14 protein-coding genes are annotated in these 17879 nt (G+C 67.6%); 2 read left to right on the top strand and 12 right to left on the bottom strand.

Features of this window, described 5'->3' with window-relative positions:
- Window positions 1-138 precede the first annotated feature (138 nt).
- The 7 genes from radC to BUF17_RS02735 form a co-directional block, all read right to left on the bottom strand.
- Window positions 139-891, bottom strand: coding sequence for a RadC family protein (gene radC, locus BUF17_RS02765; protein ID WP_139282379.1), 753 nt, complete (start codon window positions 889-891; stop codon window positions 139-141).
- A 17-nt stretch (window positions 892-908) separates the two neighbouring features.
- Window positions 909-1739, bottom strand: coding sequence for a type I methionyl aminopeptidase (gene map / locus BUF17_RS02760; protein ID WP_073625638.1), 831 nt, complete (start codon window positions 1737-1739; stop codon window positions 909-911).
- 169 nt (window positions 1740-1908) lie between these two features.
- Window positions 1909-2607, bottom strand: a complete 699-nt coding sequence (sfsA, locus tag BUF17_RS02755; protein WP_073625637.1) for a DNA/RNA nuclease SfsA — start codon at window positions 2605-2607, stop codon at window positions 1909-1911.
- A 6-nt stretch (window positions 2608-2613) separates the two neighbouring features.
- Entirely contained in the window at window positions 2614-3408 is a 795-nt protein-coding gene (locus tag BUF17_RS02750) for an ABC transporter ATP-binding protein (RefSeq protein WP_073625636.1), read from the bottom strand.
- A complete protein-coding gene (locus BUF17_RS02745) occupies window positions 3405-4289 on the bottom strand; it encodes an ABC transporter permease (RefSeq protein WP_073625635.1) in 885 nt (294 codons plus the stop codon). Before BUF17_RS02745 ends, BUF17_RS02750 begins: the two co-directional genes overlap by 4 nt.
- A 322-nt stretch (window positions 4290-4611) precedes the next feature.
- The gene (locus BUF17_RS02740) at window positions 4612-5592 is read right to left on the bottom strand and encodes an ABC transporter substrate-binding protein (RefSeq protein WP_073626012.1); all 981 of its coding nucleotides are present in this window, start codon (window positions 5590-5592) and stop codon (window positions 4612-4614) included.
- A 635-nt stretch (window positions 5593-6227) separates the two neighbouring features.
- Complete coding sequence (locus BUF17_RS02735) at window positions 6228-6617, bottom strand: DUF2934 domain-containing protein (protein WP_073625634.1); 390 nt, start codon at window positions 6615-6617, stop codon at window positions 6228-6230.
- Between the two features lie 390 nt (window positions 6618-7007).
- Here BUF17_RS02735 and BUF17_RS02730 point away from each other — a divergent pair, with 390 nt between their 5' ends.
- Entirely contained in the window at window positions 7008-7754 is a 747-nt protein-coding gene (locus BUF17_RS02730; protein WP_073625633.1) for a HugZ family pyridoxamine 5'-phosphate oxidase, read from the top strand.
- Window positions 7755-7846: 92 nt separating this feature from the next.
- Here BUF17_RS02730 and BUF17_RS02725 read toward each other — a convergent pair whose 3' ends face one another.
- The 5 genes from BUF17_RS02725 to BUF17_RS02705 form a co-directional block, all read right to left on the bottom strand.
- Complete coding sequence (locus BUF17_RS02725) at window positions 7847-8851, bottom strand: dipeptide ABC transporter ATP-binding protein (RefSeq protein ID WP_073625632.1); 1005 nt, start codon at window positions 8849-8851, stop codon at window positions 7847-7849.
- Window positions 8848-9867: an ABC transporter ATP-binding protein gene (locus BUF17_RS02720; protein WP_073625631.1), complete on the bottom strand. Its 1020-nt coding sequence runs from the start codon at window positions 9865-9867 to the stop codon at window positions 8848-8850. Before BUF17_RS02720 ends, BUF17_RS02725 begins: the two co-directional genes overlap by 4 nt.
- Window positions 9868-9869: 2 nt before the next feature.
- Complete coding sequence (locus BUF17_RS02715) at window positions 9870-10784, bottom strand: ABC transporter permease subunit (protein ID WP_073625630.1); 915 nt, start codon at window positions 10782-10784, stop codon at window positions 9870-9872.
- Between the two features lie 11 nt (window positions 10785-10795).
- Window positions 10796-11800, bottom strand: a complete 1005-nt coding sequence (locus tag BUF17_RS02710) for an ABC transporter permease subunit (protein WP_073625629.1) — start codon at window positions 11798-11800, stop codon at window positions 10796-10798.
- Window positions 11801-12124: 324 nt separating this feature from the next.
- Entirely contained in the window at window positions 12125-13717 is a 1593-nt protein-coding gene (locus BUF17_RS02705; RefSeq protein WP_428977622.1) for an ABC transporter substrate-binding protein, read from the bottom strand.
- Between the two features lie 410 nt (window positions 13718-14127).
- Here BUF17_RS02705 and pyc point away from each other — a divergent pair, with 410 nt between their 5' ends.
- Window positions 14128-17577, top strand: a complete 3450-nt coding sequence (gene pyc, locus BUF17_RS02700; RefSeq protein ID WP_073625627.1) for a pyruvate carboxylase — start codon at window positions 14128-14130, stop codon at window positions 17575-17577.
- Window positions 17578-17879 lie beyond the last annotated feature (302 nt).

Below are 17879 nucleotides of genomic sequence, written 5' to 3'. Positions count from 1 at the left end.
CAGTCTGCTCGCTCTGTTGGCCGCCCTGGATTCGATTTAATCGACAAATCCGGGCCGTCCGCAAGGGCTTTGCCTCAGAGCTGACCAATGACTAAAATTTGGTCATTGGTGTTCAAAAGAGATCCGCATCACAGTATTTCAGAAAAACTTGAGCGCCTTCATGCTGGTGTGACCGTCGCGCCCGACAATAATATGATCGTGCACCAGAATGCCCAAAGGCTTGGCGATATCGGCGATCTGTCGCGTCATCTGAATATCTGCCCTCGACGGCGTGGGGTCGCCGGAGGGGTGGTTGTGGACGAGGATCAGCGCGGTTGCGGAGAGTTCGAGTGCTCGTTTGACGACTTCCCGCGGATAGACCGGCGTATGATCGACTGTCCCGGTCTGTTGAAGTTCATCGGCGATCAGCGCGTTCTTCTTGTCGAGGAAAAGGATCCGGAACTGCTCCTTTTCAGCAAAAGCCATCGCCGCGCGGCAATAGTCCAGAACTTCGCTCCACGATGAGAGGACAGGTCTGCCTCTGACCTTGCCGCGCGTCAGGCGCTGGGCCGCGGCGAGCACGATTTTCAGGTCCGTCGCTGTGGCATCCCCGACGCCTTCTACTTCGATCAATTGTGCGTGGGGAGCGGACAGCACTTCCGCGAACGATCCGAAGCGCTGGATCAGCCTTTTGGCGAGCGGCTTCGTGTCGCGCCTGGGGATCGAGCGGAACAGCACGATTTCGAGCAGCTCGTAGTCGGCGAGGCCGTCCGCGCCGGTGGTCTGGAACCGCGCGCGCAAGCGCTCGCGGTGCCCCTCCGCGTCCCCCTTGCGCGGGTCGATCTTTCGCGTGGCGTCGGCGAAGCCCGAGGCCGGCGGGCCGGCGGGGGGTCCGGCGTCGTCTCCGGCCATCGGCGCTCTCCCGCGTCTCAGCCGCGCAGCGAACGGGGCGTGAACAGGCCGCCCGGCGACGCGGTGAAGATCTCGCACCCGGTCTCTGTCACCCCGATGCTGTGCTCGCACTGCGCGGAGAGGGAGCGGTCGCGGGTGACGGCGGTCCAGCCGTCCGACAGCACCTTCACATGCGGCCGGCCGAGATTGACCATCGGCTCGATGGTGAACAGCATGCCGGGCTTCAGTTCGACGCCTTCGCCCGGCCGGCCGTAGTGCAGGATGTTCGGCACGTCGTGGAACAGCCGGCCGAGGCCATGGCCGCAGAAATCCTGCACCACGGAGCAGCGCTCGGCCTCGACATAGGTCTGGATGGCGTGGCCGATATCGCCGGTGGTGGCGCCGGGCTTCACGGCGGCGATGCCGCGCATCAGCGATTCGTGCGTCACCTCGATCAGGCGCTCGGCCGCGCGCCGGACGTCGCCGACTGGATACATCCGGCTCGAATCGCCGTGCCAGCCGTCGACGATGTAGGTCACGTCGATATTGACGATGTCGCCTTCCCGCAGCGGCTTCTCGTTGGGAATGCCGTGGCAGACGACGTGGTTGATCGAGGTGCAGGTCGAGCGGCGATAGCCCTTGTAGAACAGGGTCGCCGGGATCGCGTCGTTGGCGATGCCGAAATCGTAGACGAAGGCGTCGATGGCGTCGGTGGTCACGCCCGGCTTGACGAAGTCGTCGAGTGCGTCGAGGCAGCGCGCGGTGAGCTGCCCCGCCTTGCGCATTCCGTCGAACGCGGTCGCGTCGTAAAGCCGGATCTGTCCGTTGTTCTTCAACGGGGCGGTCGCCCCATCCACATATGTCACCATCGTACCGTTCCTTGCGGGCGTCGCACCGCCACGGGGCCGGCGTCGGGTTGACCGGCGGGCCCCGGCTGGGAGGAAAGCGCGTCCATTGCGAGCGTTGCGCCACATATAGGGTCTTTTGAACGCCAGTTCATCGCCGTTCGCAATCGCCAATTGGGCCGTGGGGCCCTGTTCAGGCGAAAGCGACCGGGCCGGTGACGGAAATCGCCTCGGTCGAGATGGTGCAGCCGTAAACGAGCGCCTCCACGCCCGCCTTGCGGGCGGTCTCGAAGGCGGCCGCGTAGGCCGGATCGATGTCGGCGGCGAGGGCGAAACGCTCCGCATCCGGCCGCTGGATCAGGAACACCATCACGGCGCGGTGGCCGAGCGCGCACATGGCGGCGAGCTCCGCGAGGTGGCGCGCGCCGCGCGCGGTCACCGAATCGGGAAATTCCGCCAGTCCCGGCCGCCGCATCAGGTGCACGTTCTTGACCTCGACATAGGCGCGCGGCCGGGCGTCGTCCTCGAGCACGATGTCGACCCGGCTCGCCTCGCCGTAGGCGACCTCGCGGCGCAGCCGCGCATAGCCCGCGAGCGGGGCGATGGTTCCGTCCACGATCGCCTCCGCGACGAGCCCGTTCGGGTGCGCGGTGTTGATGCCGACGAGCACGCCGTCCGCTTCCACCAGTTCCAGCGTCAGCGGCAGCTTGCGCTTCAGGTTGGGCGAGCGCGACACGAACACGCGCCCGTCCGGGATCGCGAGCCCGGTCATCGCGCCGGGATTGGGGCAATGCACGGTCTCGACGCGGCCGTCCTCGAACGCGACGTCGGCGAGGAAGCGCTTGTAGCGCCTGACCAGGCGGCCTTCGATCAGCGGGGTGGCGAAGCGCACGGCGGCTCAGTCCATCAGCAGGGCGTCGTCCTCGATCTCCTGGCCGCGCACCTTGCGGAACATCGCGACGAGATCGTCGACGCCGAGCCCGGCGCGCTCCGTGCCGGACACGTCCAGCACGATATTGCCCTCGTGGAGCATGATCGTGCGCTGGCCGACGGAAAGCGCCTGCTTCATCGAATGCGTCACCATCAGCGTCGTCAGGCGATGCTCCGCGACGAGGCGGGCGGTGAGGTCCAGCACGAAATCGGCCATGTGCGGATCGAGCGCGGCGGTGTGCTCGTCGAGCAGCAGCACCTTCGAAGGCGCGAGCGTCGCCATGACGAGCGACAGCGCCTGACGCTGGCCGCCGGAAAGAAGGCCCATGCGGTCCTTCAGCCGGTTTTCGAGCCCGAGGCCGAGCGAGGCGATGCGTTCGACGAACGCGGCGTGGCGGGCTCCCGTCAGCGCGTGGCCGAGGCCGCGCCGGCTGCCGCGGCCGGCGGCGAGCGCCATGTTCTCCTCGATGGTGAGATCGGCGCAGGAGCCGGCGAGGGGGTCCTGGAACACGCGGGCGACCAGCGCGGCGCGGCGGGTCGTCGACCAGCGCGTCACGTCGGTGTCGCCGATCAGCACCCGTCCGCGCGTCGCCTGCACGTCGCCCGCGAGCGCGCCGAGCAGGGTGGACTTGCCGGCCCCGTTCGAGCCGATCACCGTGACGAACGTGCCGTCGGCGATGGCGAGGTCGACATGGTCGAGCGCGCGCTTCTCCAGCGGCGTGCCGCGGCCGAAGGTGATGCCGAGATCTTCGACGCGGATCATGCGGTCCTCCCGGACTTTTTGAGGCGCGGCAGCACCAGCGCGACGGCGACGAGCACGGCGGTCACGAGGTTGAGGTCCGAGGCCTGGAGGCCGATGGAATCGGCGGAGAGCGCCAGCTGGATGCAGATGCGGTAGACGACGGAGCCGAGCACGCAGGCGGTCAGCGCCAGCCACAGCGTGCGGGTCGGAATGAGCGTCTCGCCGACGATCACCGCCGCGAGGCCGACGACGATGGTGCCCACGCCGACCGTGACGTCGGCAAAGCCGTTGATCTGCGCGAACAGCGCGCCGGCGAGCCCGACGAGGGCGTTCGACAGCGCCATGCCGACATAGATGTGGGCATCGGTGGAAACGCCCTGGGCGCGGGCCATGCGGGCGTTGGCGCCGGTGGCGCGCATCGCGAGGCCGAAATCGCTGGCGAGGAACCGGGCGATCAGCACCACGGCGATGGCGACCAGCACGGCCAGCATCATCGGCCGCACCCAGTAATCGCGCAGGCCGAACAGGCCGCGGAACGGCGTCAGCACCGTCTCGGCATTGATGAGCGCGACGTTCGGCCGGCCCATGACGCGCAGATTGATCGAGAACAGCGCGATCATCGTCAGGATCGAGGCGAGCAGGTTCAGGATCTTGAAGCGGATATTGAGGAATGCGGTGACGAGACCCGCCGCCGCCGCCGCCGCCATCGCCGCCAGCGTGGCGAGCCAGGGATTGACGCCCGCCAGGATCAGCACGGCGGAAGTCGCCGCGCCGAGCGGGAACGAGCCGTCGACGGTCAGGTCGGGAAAGTCGAGCACCCGGAACGAGAAATAGACACCGAGGGCGACGAAGGCATAGACGAGGCCGAGCTCGACACTGCCGAGGATTGCAATCAGGGACATGGAGGCTCCAGGCCGCACGGTGCTGCGGTCCGCGGCAATCCGTCGATCCCGGGATCGGCCGGATCGCGCCTCTGTCGCGCCGCGCCGCCGCGCGGGTTCAACCGCGAACGGGCAAACGCTCCAGATTCAAAGGCTTGAACACGGGCTTGAACAGGGCGTCTCGCGTCCGGGCCGGAGACCCGGACGCAAGCCGTTCTAAAGCACATTCCCGGCTAAACGAACAGACCCGGCGCTGCGGGAGCGGCCGGGTCTGGATAGCGGACAAGGTCCGGGGAGCGAGCAGGGACTGGCAACAGCCAGCCCCGTCGCGGATGTCCGCGGATTACTGCACCACCTTGGTCGCCTTGGCGACGACGTCGGCCGGAATGGTCACGCCGTACTTCTCGGCGGCGCCGGGATTGACCACGAGATTGGTGCCCTTGGCGACGATCGCGGGGATCTTGCTGGGCTTCTGCCCGCCGAGCACTTCCACCACCATCTCGCCGGTCTGGCGGCCGACATCGTAATAGTTGAAGCCGACGGCGGCGATGGCGCCGCGCGGCACGGAATCGGTGTCGCCGGCATAGAGCGGGATCTGCGCTTCCTGGGCGACCTGCACGGCCGATTCAAGCGCGGAGACCACGGTGTTGTCGGTCGGGACGTAGATGGCGTCGACCTTGCCGACGAGGGCGCGGGCGGCCTGCTGCACGGACGAGGAGTTGTTGGCCGTCGATTCCACCACCTTCAGCCCCGCATCCTCCGCCACGCCCTTGAAGGCCGAGACCAGCGCGACCGAATTGGCCTCGCCGGGATTGTAGATGATGCCGACCGTCTTCACGTTCGGCGTGATCTGCTTGATGAGCGCGACCTGATCGCCGAGCGGCGAGAAGTCCGAGACGCCGGTGATGTTGGCGCCCGGCTTGCCGAGGCTCTCGATCAGCCCGGCGCCGACGGGATCGGACACCGCCGTGAACACGACCGGAATGTCCTGCGTCGCGCTCGCGACGGCCTGGGCGGAGGGCGTCGCGATCGGCACGATCACCGCCGGGTTCTCCCCGACGAACTTGCGGGCGATCTGCACGGCGGTCGCCGGGTTGCCCTGGGCGGATTCGTAGACGAAGCGGATCGTCTTGCCGTCCTCGTAGCCGGCATCCTTCAGCGCATCGCGCACGCCGTCACGGGCGGCATCGAGAGCCGGGTGCTCGACGATGGCCGTCACGGCGACCAGCGGCAGGTCGTCGGCGCGGGCCGCGATCGGCGACGTCGCCATCAGGGACGCAAAGGCGAGCGCCGCGACGCCGGCCGCAGCGGCGAGGCGCGGCATCAGAGGGCGGGCGGCGTTCCCGGCTTCCGCCCGCGCGGTGGCGGCGGCGGACCGACGGAAGTGCCCGGTCGCGGTGAACGTCGTCGTGAGCGGCATGGTGAAATCCCTCTTTCGCAAGCTGCAGGCTCGTCTTGGGTGTTCGCATCCGGCTTTCGGCACCCGCGGGCACCGACGCCTCATCCCCAACCTATGTTCCAGAAATGCCGCGGCCTGTCGACGGAAGACATGGCGCGGGCATGGCGTCGTCGACGAAAGACATCCTGCGCCACCGAGGCCGACGGGCTTCGCCGACCGTCATGCCCGGTCCGGCCGGGAAAGCCCGCGGCTCCGGCAGAGACGAGGGTCGCTTCCGGCAGGGATGGGGGTGCTTCCAGCAAGTCACACGATCGACGATGGGAGAGAGCGGCGGACGTGAGGTGTGAGACGGCCGGCTTGGCCTGCGCGGCCGGCGGACCGGCAGTTCCTGACGCGAGGCGGGAAGGCGGGTCGTCCGCTCGGCGAGGTCCGGCGCACCGTTGCGTCGCTGCGCGTCTCATCGCGCCGGCCGGCAGGACCGACACGTCGCGAACCGCGAGCGCCATCCCGGCGCGGCCGAACGTCCGCGCGGGGAGACCTTGAGGCACGAAGGCGGCGGATCAGGCTTTCGGCTTGGCGGTCCGGCGGGTCTTGGCGGGCGCCTTCGTCACGGCGGGCTCCGGCGTTTTGGCGGCGACGGCTTCGGGCTCGGCCTTGACAGGCTCGGCGGCGGCGGGCGCTTCGGGGGCCGTCAGAGCCGGCGTCGCGGCCGGGGAGGCCTTGGCGCGCGCAGCGGGCTTCTTGGCAGCGGGCGTCTTCGCTGCGGGCTTCTCGGCGGCGGCCGGCTTCGCGGCGCGCGGCGCCTTGGCGGGCTTCGCCGCGTCGGCGGTGAAGCGCTCGACCGCGAGGAACCAGTGCGCTTCCGACCGGCCGTCGGGCATGCCTTCCTCGATCCAGATCGCGTGTGCGATCGCCCGGACCTGGTCCTCATCGATGGCGTTCTTGGTCATGTCGCTCTGCCTGTCGGTCCAGTGGAGGTGCGGTCGGCGTCCGGACCGTCGATGCCGTTCCGCGATGATTGTCCGGGTGTAACCCCGATCAGTGCAAGCACGATTCCTGCCAGATCATATGACAGGCAAAACGGTTTTTCCCGGGAAGCCGTGTAAATTCTCGTTTTGCAAATGCCTCGCAGTTGTGGCTATAACCCGGCGTCCCGCCTGTCTTTCCGGATCGACCGTCGGCGGCAAGCGGGACCATGCGCCGCCGCGCCTGCGGCTTTTGCGCAAGATACGTTCGCCATGTCGGCCTCCGCGTCGGATTGCGAAGTGAATTCAATTTCTTACACGCCGGGGGGCGGCGATGCCGCCATGGCCGGCGGGTTCCAGGGGCAGGATAGTACAATGACGGAAGACGCCTTCATCCCGGCTCTCGCGGCGCGGACGCTGATTCGCAACGCGCGCCACGGCAGCCTGGCGACGTTGGCGACGGAGGACGGGACGCCCTATGCCTCGCTCGCTTCGGTCGCGACCCTGCCGGATGGAACGCCGGTCACGCTGATCTCGACGCTCGCCCTGCACACCCGCAACGCAGCCGCGGACGCCCGTGCCTCGCTGCTCGTCACCGACGGCACCCGAATCGATCCGCTCGCCGGCGCCCGCGTCACGCTGCTCGGGCACCTGCGTCCCGTCGAGGAGGCGGGGGTGGAACTGGCCCGTCGCCGCTTCCTCGCCCGCCATCCGTCCGCCGCCGGCTACGCCACCTTCAAGGACTTCGCCTTCTGGCGCCTCGATGTGGAGCGGGCGCATCTCGTCGCCGGCTTCGGGCGCATCAACGCCCTCGCGCCGGCCGATGTCCTCGTCGATCCCGCGCTCGCCGGCGTGTTCGCCGAGAACGAGGCCGGCGCCGTGGCGCACATGAACGAGGACCATCGCGACGCCATCGCGCGCTATGCGACGGTGCTGCTCGGCCTCGAGGCGGGCGACTGGACCATGACGGGCGCCGACGCCTACGGCATCGACATGATGACCGCCGACGGCGTGCGCACCGCGCGCCTCGACTTCCCCGAGCCCGCGACCGCGCCGAACGCGCTGCACATGACGCTGGTCGATCTCGCCCGCAAGGCGAAGGCGCAGGCCGCGGCGGCGTGAGCCCAAGCAGGCCCACCCCAAACTGGCCTGAGCCCAAGCAGGCCGAACCCAGACAGGCCCCGGCGGCGTGAGCCGCCGCCGGAGACCGACGTTCAGGCCGGGACCGCCGCCTCGCGCGAGTTGGTCCCGGCTTCCGCCATGGCGACCCAGCACGCGGCCTTGCGACCGGCGATCTCGGCCAGCGGCGGGCGCTCGGCGACGCAGCGCTCGACGCGCTTCCAGCAGCGCGGGTTGAAGGCGCATCCGGACGGCGGCGCGAACGGCGAGGGCAGTTCGCCCTTGAGCACGATGCGATTGCGCACCCGCTCCGGGTCCGCCGAAGGCGTCGCCGACAGCAGCGCCTCGGTATAGGGGTGCTTCGGCGCGGAGAAGATCGCCTCGCTGTCGCCCTGCTCCACGGCGCGGCCGAGATACATCACCAGCACCTCGTCGGCGATGTGGCGCACCACCGAGAGGTCGTGGCTGACGAACAGGTAGGCGAGGCCGAGTTCGTCCTGCAGGTCGGCGAGCAGGTTCAGCACCTGCGCGCGCACCGAGACGTCGAGCGCCGAGACCGGTTCGTCTAGCACGAGGATGCGCGGCTTCAGGATGACCGCGCGGGCGATGGCGATGCGCTGGCGCTGCCCGCCGGAGAACATGTGCGGGAAGCGGTCGGCGTGTTCCGGCCGCAGCCCCACCTTCGCCAGCATCGCCACCGCCTCGGCGCGCCGGTCGGCCGCGCTCATGTCGGTGTTGATCTCCAGCGGCTCGGCGATCTGCTGGGCGATGGTCTGCCGCGGATTGAGCGAGCCGTAGGGGTTCTGGAACACGATCTGCACGTCGCGGCGCAGCGTCTTCAGCGTGGCCCTGTCCGCTCGGGCGATGTCGATGCCGTCGATCGTCAGGCTGCCGGCGGAGGGCCGCTCGATCATGGTGACGAGGCGGGCCAGCGTCGATTTGCCGGAACCTGATTCGCCGACCACGGCCAGCGTGCGGCCGGGCTCCAGCGTGAAGCTCGCGTCGGCGAGCGCGTGCACCACGCCCGCGGGGCGGAATGGCCCGCGCGACACCGAATAGGTGCGCGCGAGGTTGCGGGCTTCGAGCAGCGGCGCGGTCATGCCGGCACTCCTTCGCTTCTGGCGGGAACGGTGGGCGGCAGCGGCACGCCGTGGACGAGCGGGGTCAGGCAGCGCGCGCGGCCGAGTTCGGGGCTCGCCGGCTCCGGCTCCACCCGGCGGCAGGCATCGAAGGCGAAGGCGCACCGAGGTTCGAACAGGCAGCCCTTCGGCCGGTCGAACGCGCCCGGCACGGTGCCGGGGATCGCCGGCAGCCGCCGTTCCGTCGCCCGCTCGGGCAGGGCGGCGAGCATGGCGGCGGTGTAGGGGTGGTGCGGATCGCGGAACAGCCCGGCGGTCTCCTGAGTCTCCACCTGCTGCCCGGCATATTGCACCACGACGCGATGCGCCGTTTCCGCCACCACGCCCATGTCATGCGTAATGAGCACCAGCGCCATGCCGGTCTCCTGCTGGATGCGCGCCAGCAGATCGAGGATCTGCGCCTGGATCGTCACGTCGAGCGCGGTGGTCGGCTCGTCGGCGATCAGAAGTTTGGGATCGCCCGCGAGCGCCATGGCGATCATCACGCGCTGGCTCATGCCGCCGGAAAGCTGGTGCGGGAAGGCCGAAAGCCGGCGCTCCGGGTCCGGAATACCGACGAGGCCGAGAAGTTCCACGCAGCGCCGGTGCCGCGCGGCACGGTCGAGCCGGGTGTGGGTCTTCAGCACCTCGGCGATCTGGAAGCCCACGGTGAAGCACGGGTTCAGGCTCGACATCGGCTCCTGAAAGATCATCGCCATATCGCGCCCGACGATCCGGCGCCGCTCGCGCCGCGAGATCGTGCGCAGATCCTTGCCGTCGAACGACAGCGTGCGCGCGGTCACCGTCGCCGTGGGTGGCAGCAGCCCCATGACGGCGAGCATCGCCACCGACTTGCCGGAGCCGGATTCGCCCACGATGGCGGTGACTTCGCCGAGCGGCACCTCCAGCGAGACGCGGTCGACGGCCCGGAACGGACCGGCCCGGGTCGCGAACTCGACCGTCAGGTCGGCGATACGGAGAATGGGTTCGCCCGTCATCGTCAGCCCCTCTTCAGCTTGGGATCGAGCGCGTCGCGCAGGCCGTCGCCCATCAGGTTGATGGCGAGCACGGTGATGAGAATCGCGAGGCCGGGGAAGGTCACCACCCACCACGCCCGCAGGATGAACTCGCGCGCCTCGGCCAGCATCGTGCCCCATTCCGGCGTCGGCGGCTGCGCGCCCATGCCGAGGAAGCCGAGCGCGGCGGCTTCCAGGATGGCGTTGGAGAACGACAGCGTCGCCTGCACGATCAGCGGCGCCACGCAGTTCGGCAGGATGGTCTTGACCATGATGCGGAACGGCCCGCCGCCGGCGGTTCTGACGGCGATCACGTAGTCGCGCTCCTTCTCCGCCAGCACCGAGCCGCGCGTGAGGCGGACGAAATGCGGCTGGAGCACGAGCGCGATGGCGATCATCGCATTGTCGAGGCCGGGGCCGAGGATCGCCACCAGCACCAGCGCCAGCAGCAGGCTCGGGAAGGCGAGGATGACGTCCATCACCCGCATGATGACGATGTCGACCCAGCCGCCGAGGAAGCCGGCGATCAGTCCGAGCGCCACGCCCGAGACGAGCGATAGCGACACCACCACGAGGCCGATGAACAGCGAATAGCGGGCGCCGAAGATCAGCCGCGAGAGCATGTCGCGCCCCACGGCGTCGGTTCCGAGCAGGTATTCGCTCGATCCGCCGGTCACCCAGGCCGGCGGCAGCAGCAGCGCGTCGCGGTTCTGAATGTCGGGGGCATGCGGCGCGATCAGCGGCGCAAACACCGCGATGAGGATCAGCGCCACGAACACGATGAGGCCGGCGACGGCGCCCTTGTTCTCGGAGAACGAGCCCCAGACCTCGCCGAGGGTCGTCATCAGGGGATGGCCGCGGTTCGCGGCGGGCGTGGAGGGGGAGGCTGTGTCCGTCATGTCCCTCTCCCTCAGTGCCGGATGCGCGGGTTGACGAAGCCGTAGGCGACGTCGACCATCAGGTTGACGAGCATGATGATCGCCGCGATCAGCAGCAATCCGCCCTGGACGACCGGGTAGTCGCGGCGAAACACGGAATCGACCATCCACTTGCCGACGCCGGGCCAGGAAAAGATGGTTTCCGTCAGGATGGCGCCCGCCATCAGCATCCCGATCTGCAGGCCGATGGTGGTGACGACCGGGATCATGGCATTGCGCAGCGCGTGCAGGCCGACGACGCGCGAGGGCGGCAGGCCCTTTGCGCGCGCCGTGCGCACATAGTCCTCGCCCAGCACTTCCAGCATCGCCGACCGGGTCTGCCGGGCGATCACCGCCAGCGGAATGGTGCCGAGCACGATCGAGGGCAGGATGAGGTGCGACACGGCGGAGGAGAACGCGCCCTTCTGGCCGGACAGCAGGCTGTCGATCAGCATGAAGCCCGTCACCGGAGGGAAGAAATAGAGCAGCCCGATGCGGCCCGATACCGGCGTCCATTTCAGGATGCCGGAAAACAGGATGATCAAGAGCAGGCCCCACCAGAAGATCGGCATCGAATAGCCGACGAGGGCGGTTCCCATCACGGTGTGGTCGAACACCGAACCGCGCCGCACGGCCGCGACCACGCCCGCGGGAATGCCGATGCCGATCGCGAACACCATGGCGCAGATCGACAGTTCCAGCGTCGCGGGGAACAGGGTGGCGAACTCTTCGATCACGGGCTTCTTGGAAACGATGGAATTGCCGAGATCGCCGTGCAGCACGTTCCAGAGGAAGATGCCGTATTGCTCGTAGATCGGCTTGTCGAAGCCGAACCGCGCCATCATTTCGGCATGGCGTTCGGGCGAGATGCCGTGCTCGCCCGCCATCACGATCACCGGATCGCCGGGCAGGAGGCGGATGAAGACGAAGGCCACCATCGTGACGCCGATGAAGGTCGGAATCAGGATGGCGAGACGCTTCAAAATGAAACGCAACATGAGTGGTCTCCCGTCCGCGATCGCCCCGCTCGGAGTGCGCCGGACGAACCGATGGTGTCGCGGCGCGCCGCGAGGGCCGGCATGGCCACCCGACGACCGCGCGCGCCGGCCAGCGCGGAAGAACCGCGCAGGGACGGGCCGTTCGACGGCCGCGATGGCGGACAAGCCGGCTTCAATCGATTCTAATTTGAGGTGTTATGCAACTGCCAAGCGATGGCGGCACTGTCGGCGCCCGCAGGTTCGCGCCTCTCGTCGGCACGCACGAACCGGTACCGGAGCGCGCATCGGCGCGCCCCGGACCGCATCGGATGGCCTTCAGGCCGCTTACTCGGAGATGTCCACGCCGTCGAAGCGATGGATGCCGAGCGGGTCGATCTTGAAGTTGACCACGTTCTTGGTGGTCGGGACGGTCACCAGCGAGTGGGCGATGGTGGCCCACGGCGCCTGCTCCTTGAAGATCGCCTGGGCCTGCTCGTAGAGCTTGGCGCGCTCTTCCTGCGAGGGCAGGCTCTTGGCCTTCTGCACCAGGTCCTCATAGGGCTTGTAGCAGAACTCGGCGACGTTGTTGGATGTGCCCACGCCGTCGCAGCCCAGCAGCACCGCGAGGAAGTTGTCCGGATCGCCGTTGTCGCCGGTCCAGCCGAGCAGGATGGCGCCGTCGTGGTCCTTCTGGCCGGCCCGCTTCAGGTACTCGCCCCACTCGTAGGAAATGATCTCGGCCTTGACGCCGACCTTCTCGAAATCGGCCTGAATCATCTCCGCCATGCGGCGGGCGTTGGGGTTGTAGGGACGCTGCACGGGCATCGCCCAGATCTTCATGGAGAGGTCTTTGACGCCGGCCTCTTCCAGAAGCTTCTTGGCGGCTTCCGGATCGTAGGGATCGTCAACCACTTCCTTGTTGTAGGACCAGATGGTCGGCGGGATCGGGTTCTTGGCGACCTGGCCGGTGCCCTGGAACACCGCATCGACGATGGCCTTCTTGTCCAGCGCCATGTTGAGCGCCTTGCGCACGCGCACGTCGTCGAACGGCTTCTGGGTGGTGTTGTAGGCGAGATAGCCGATATTCAGGCCTTCCTGCTGCAGCACGTTCAGGTCCGCGTCCTGCTTCAGCCCGTCGATGTCGGCCGGGTTCGGATAGGGGATCACGTTGCACTCGCCCGCCTTCAGCTTCTCGGCGCGGATCGAGGCGTCCGGCGTGATCGCGAACACGAGGTCGTCGATCGGCTGCTTGCCGGCATAATAGTCCGGGAACGCCTTGTACCGGATCACGGCGTCCTTCTGGTAGGCGACGAGCTGGAACGGACCCGTTCCGATCGGCTCCTGGTCGATCACCTCGGGGGTACCGGCCGCGAGCATCTTGTCGGCATATTCCTTCGAGACGATCGAGGCGAAGTCCATGCCGAGATTCGCGATCATCGGCGCGTTCGGCTCGTTCAGCACGAACTTCACCGTGTAGTCGTCGACCTTGTCGATCGACTTCAAGAGCGTCGGCATCGACATGGCTTCGAAATATTCATACGAGCCGCCGCTGACGTCGTGGAACGGATTGTCCTTCTTCCACTGGCGGTCGAACGAGAAGATCACGTCGTCGGCATTGAGGTCGCGGGTCGGGGTGAACTTGTCGTTGGACTGGAACTTCACGCCCTTGCGGAGATGGAAGGTGTATTCCTTGCCGTCAGGCGAAACATCCCATGATTCGGCCAGACCCGGGCCGATCTCGGTCGAACCCGGCTTGAACTCCACCAGGCGGCTGAAGATCGTGCGGTTCACGGCGTCGAAGGTGGTGCCGGAGGTGTAGAAGGCCGGGCCCCAACCCTCGGGGCTGCCTTCCGAGCAATAGACCAGCGTCTTGGCGGAAGCGGAGGCCGTCCACGCAAGGCAGGTGGACAGGGCCAGGAGACCGGCCAGGGTTCGCAAACGCATCTTATCGTCCTCTGGTTTCTTTGCTGTGCGTGCCTCGGAGCGAGGCTGCATGCTACCTGCCGGTGTCGGCGGCAGCTTGGGGACGCATGTTATGGACTCGCAACCGCGCCGCCAAGCCGCCACGATGAATTTATCTGCATACAAATCAGCATTGCCTAAATTTATATAATCGACTGATTTTGCAGGATAATAATGATGGCATCGCCGATGTTCCCGTTTCGGCCTGCCGATTGCATGCCGTTCCCGCGGGGTAGCTGCGTCGTCATCCTCCAACCGGCGGATGTGGCGGCGCACCACCGGCGCGCGTGCGGCGCGACAACGGCTTGTGCGCTGCAGCGTACCGTGAAACCCTGCCGCAATGAGGGGCGTAACCGCGCCCGTGGGAAGGGGACATCCGCGTGCAAATGAAGACGATCAAGCGCCTTCTCGTCGCCAACCGCTCGGAAATCGCCATCCGCGTCTTCCGCGCTGCAAACGAACTCGGGATCGAAACGGTCGCCGTGTTCGCAGAGGAAGACAAGCTCGCGCTGCACCGTTTCAAGGCGGATGCGGCCTATCAGATCGGCAAGGGAATGGGCCCCATCGAGGCCTATCTCTCCATCCCCGAAATCATCCGTGTGGCGAAGCTCGCCGGCGCCGACGCCATCCATCCCGGATACGGCCTCTTGTCGGAGAGCCCGGAATTCGCGGATGCCTGCGCCGAGGCCGGCATCATCTTCATCGGCCCGCGGGCGCAGACCATGCGCACCCTCGGCAACAAGGTCGCGGCGCGCAATCTCGCGATCTCCGTCGGCGTCCCGGTGATGCCGGCGACCGATCCGCTGCCGGACGACATGGAGACGGTCGAGGCGCTGGCGCTCGGCATCGGCTACCCGGTGATGCTGAAGGCGTCGTGGGGCGGCGGCGGGCGCGGCATGCGCGTCATCCGCACGGTCGAGGACCTGCGCCGCGAGGTGCTCTCGGCCAAGCGCGAGGCCAAGGCGGCGTTCGGCAAGGACGAGGTCTATCTCGAGAAGCTGGTGGAGCGCGCCCGCCACGTCGAATCCCAGATCCTGGGCGACACCCACGGCAATCTCGTCCACCTGTTCGAGCGCGACTGCTCGGTGCAGCGCCGCCATCAGAAGGTCGTCGAGCGCGCCCCGGCGCCTTACCTCACCGATGCCCAGCGCGAGGAGATCGCCGGATACGCCCTCAATATCGGCAAGGCCGTCGACTATGTCGGCGCCGGTACGGTCGAGTTCCTGATGGATTCGGACACCGGCCAGTTCTATTTCATCGAGGTCAACCCGCGCATCCAGGTCGAGCACACCGTCACCGAGCAGGTGACGGGCATCGATATCGTCAAGGCGCAGATCCGCATTCTCGAAGGCGCCGTCATCGGCACCCCGGAATCAGGCGTGCCGCCGCAGGAAAAGATCGTCCTCAACGGCCACGCCCTGCAGTGCCGCATCACCACCGAGGATCCCGAGCAGAACTTCGTCCCTGACTACGGCCGCATCACCGCCTATCGCGGCGCGACCGGCTTCGGCATCCGCCTCGACGGCGGCACCGCCTATTCCGGCGCGGTCATCACCCGGTTCTATGACCCGCTTCTGGAGAAGCTCACCGCGTGGGCGCCGACGCCCGACGAGGCGATCGCCCGCATGCACCGCGCGCTGCGCGAGTTCCGCATCCGCGGCGTGGCGACGAACCTCGCCTTCCTCGAGAACGTCATCACCCACCCGAAATTCCTCGACAGCTCCTACACCACCCGCTTCATCGACCAGACGCCGGAGCTGTTCGCACAGGTGCGCCGCCGCGACCGCGCCACCAAGATCCTGACCTACGTCGCCGACGTCACCGTCAACGGCCATCCGGAGGTCAAGGACCGGCCGAAGCCGCACGCCGATGCCCTCAAGCCCGCGGTGCCCGATTTCGGCAGCGGACCGATTCCGAACGGCACGCGCCAGCGTCTCGATCTCGACGGCCCGGTGGCGTTCGCGAAATGGATGCGCACCGAGCGGCGCGTGCTCGTGACCGACACCACCATGCGCGACGCGCACCAGTCGCTGCTCGCCACCCGGATGCGCAGCCACGACATCGCCGCCGCCGCCGAGGCCTATGCCCGCGGGCTGCCGTCGCTGCTGTCGCTCGAATGCTGGGGCGGGGCTACCTTCGACGTCGCGATGCGCTTCCTCACGGAAGACCCGTGGGAGCGGCTGGCCGATATCCGCGCGAAGGCGCCGAACATCCTGTTGCAGATGCTGCTGCGCGGCTCCAACGGCGTCGGCTATGCCAATTATCCCGACAACGTGGTGCGCTTCTTCGTCCGGCAGGCCGCGGCTGGCGGCGTCGACCTGTTCCGCGTGTTCGACTGCCTGAACTGGGTGGAGAACATGCGTGTCTCCATCGATGCCGTCGCCGAGGCCAATAAGCTCTGCGAGGGCGCGATCTGCTACACCGGCGACCTGCTCGACCCGCGGCGGGCGAAATACTCGCTGAAATATTACGTCTCGCTCGCCAAGGAACTCGAGGCCGCCGGCTGCCACATCATCGGCATCAAGGACATGGCCGGCCTGTTGAAGCCGGCCGGCGCGCGGGTGCTGGTGAAGGCACTGCGCGAGGAAGTCGGCCTTCCCGTCCATTTCCACACCCACGACACCTCCGGCATCTCCGCGGCAACCGTGCTCGCGGCGGTCGATGCCGGCGTCGATGCAGTGGACGCGGCGATGGATGCGTTCTCCGGCCTCACGTCGCAGCCCTGCCTCGGCTCCATCGTCGAGGCGCTGAAGGGGACCGAGCGCGACACCGGGCTCGACCCGGAGGTCATCCGCAAGCTGTCGTTCTACTGGGAGGCCGTGCGCAACCAGTACCGCGCCTTCGAGGCGAACCTGCAGGCGCCGGCGTCCGAGGTGTTCCTGCACGAGATGCCGGGCGGCCAGTTCACCAACCTCAAGGAACAGGCCCGCTCGCTCGGCCTCGAAAGCCGCTGGCACGAGGTCGCGCGCGCCTATGCCGACGTCAACCAGATGTTCGGCGACATCGTGAAGGTCACGCCGTCCTCCAAGGTCGTGGGCGACATGGCGCTGATGATGGTCTCGTCCGACCTGACGCCGGCCGACGTGCTCGATCCCGGCCGCGACGTCGCGTTCCCGGAATCCGTGGTCGGCCTGTTCCGTGGCGACCTCGGCCAGCCGCCCGGCGGCTTCCCGGAAGCCTTGCAGAAGAAGGTGCTGAAGGGCGGCGAACCGATCACCGTCCGGCCGGGCTCGCTGCTCGCCGATGCCGATCTGGAGGCGGAGCGGGCGCAGATCGCCGCGAAGGTCGGCGGCACCATTTCCGACCGCGATCTGGCGTCCTACCTGATGTATCCGAAGGTCTTCACCGACTTCGCCAGGGCCTACGACACCTATGGCCCGGTCAGCACCCTGCCGACGCCGGTCTATTTCTACGGCCTGCAGCCGGGCGAGGAGATCCTGGTCGATCTCGAACCCGGCAAGACCATGGTGGTGCGCTGCCAGGCCATCGGCGAGCCGGACGAGGAGGGGCAGGTCCGCGTCTTCTTCGAACTGAACGGCCAGCCCCGCATCGTCCGCGTGCCAGACCGCAATGCCGGCGCGGGCGCGCGGGCGGCCCGCCGCAAGGCGGAGGAGGGCAACGCCGCCCATGTCGCCGCGCCGATGCCGGGCGTGGTGGCGACGCTCGCCGTCAAGCCGGGGCAGGCGGTCTCCGCCGGCGACGTGCTGCTGTCCATCGAGGCGATGAAGATGGAAACCGTCCTGCACGCCGAGCGCGACGGCAAGATCGCCGAGGTGCTGGTCTCCGCCGGTTCGCCCATCGACGCGAAGGACCTGCTCGTGGTGTTCGAGGGGTAGAGCGCTTTCCGATCTGATGGAATCATCAGATCGACAAGAAATCGCTCCAGAGTCAAAAGCTAGAGCATATCCTTATCGTTCAGATGGATCCGATCTGAACGGGATATGCACTAGCGGCCTCCACCGGCAGCGCGGACTGGGGCACGGCGCACCCCTGCCCCGGTGAGACCGCAGTTTGAACGGATGAAATCATCCGATCGGCAAGAAATCGCTCCGGATTCAAAGCTTTCAGGCGATCCTCGTCGTTCAGACCGGTTCGGTCTGAACGGGGTATTCTCCCGCGTTGCCACATCCGCCTTGAC

The sequence above is a fragment of the Pseudoxanthobacter soli DSM 19599 genome (assembly GCF_900148505.1).
Taxonomy (GTDB): Bacteria; Pseudomonadota; Alphaproteobacteria; order Rhizobiales; family Segnochrobactraceae; genus Pseudoxanthobacter; species Pseudoxanthobacter soli.
The sequence above is the reverse complement of the archived record's forward strand: the minus strand, read 5'-3'. Positions and strand labels throughout refer to the sequence as shown.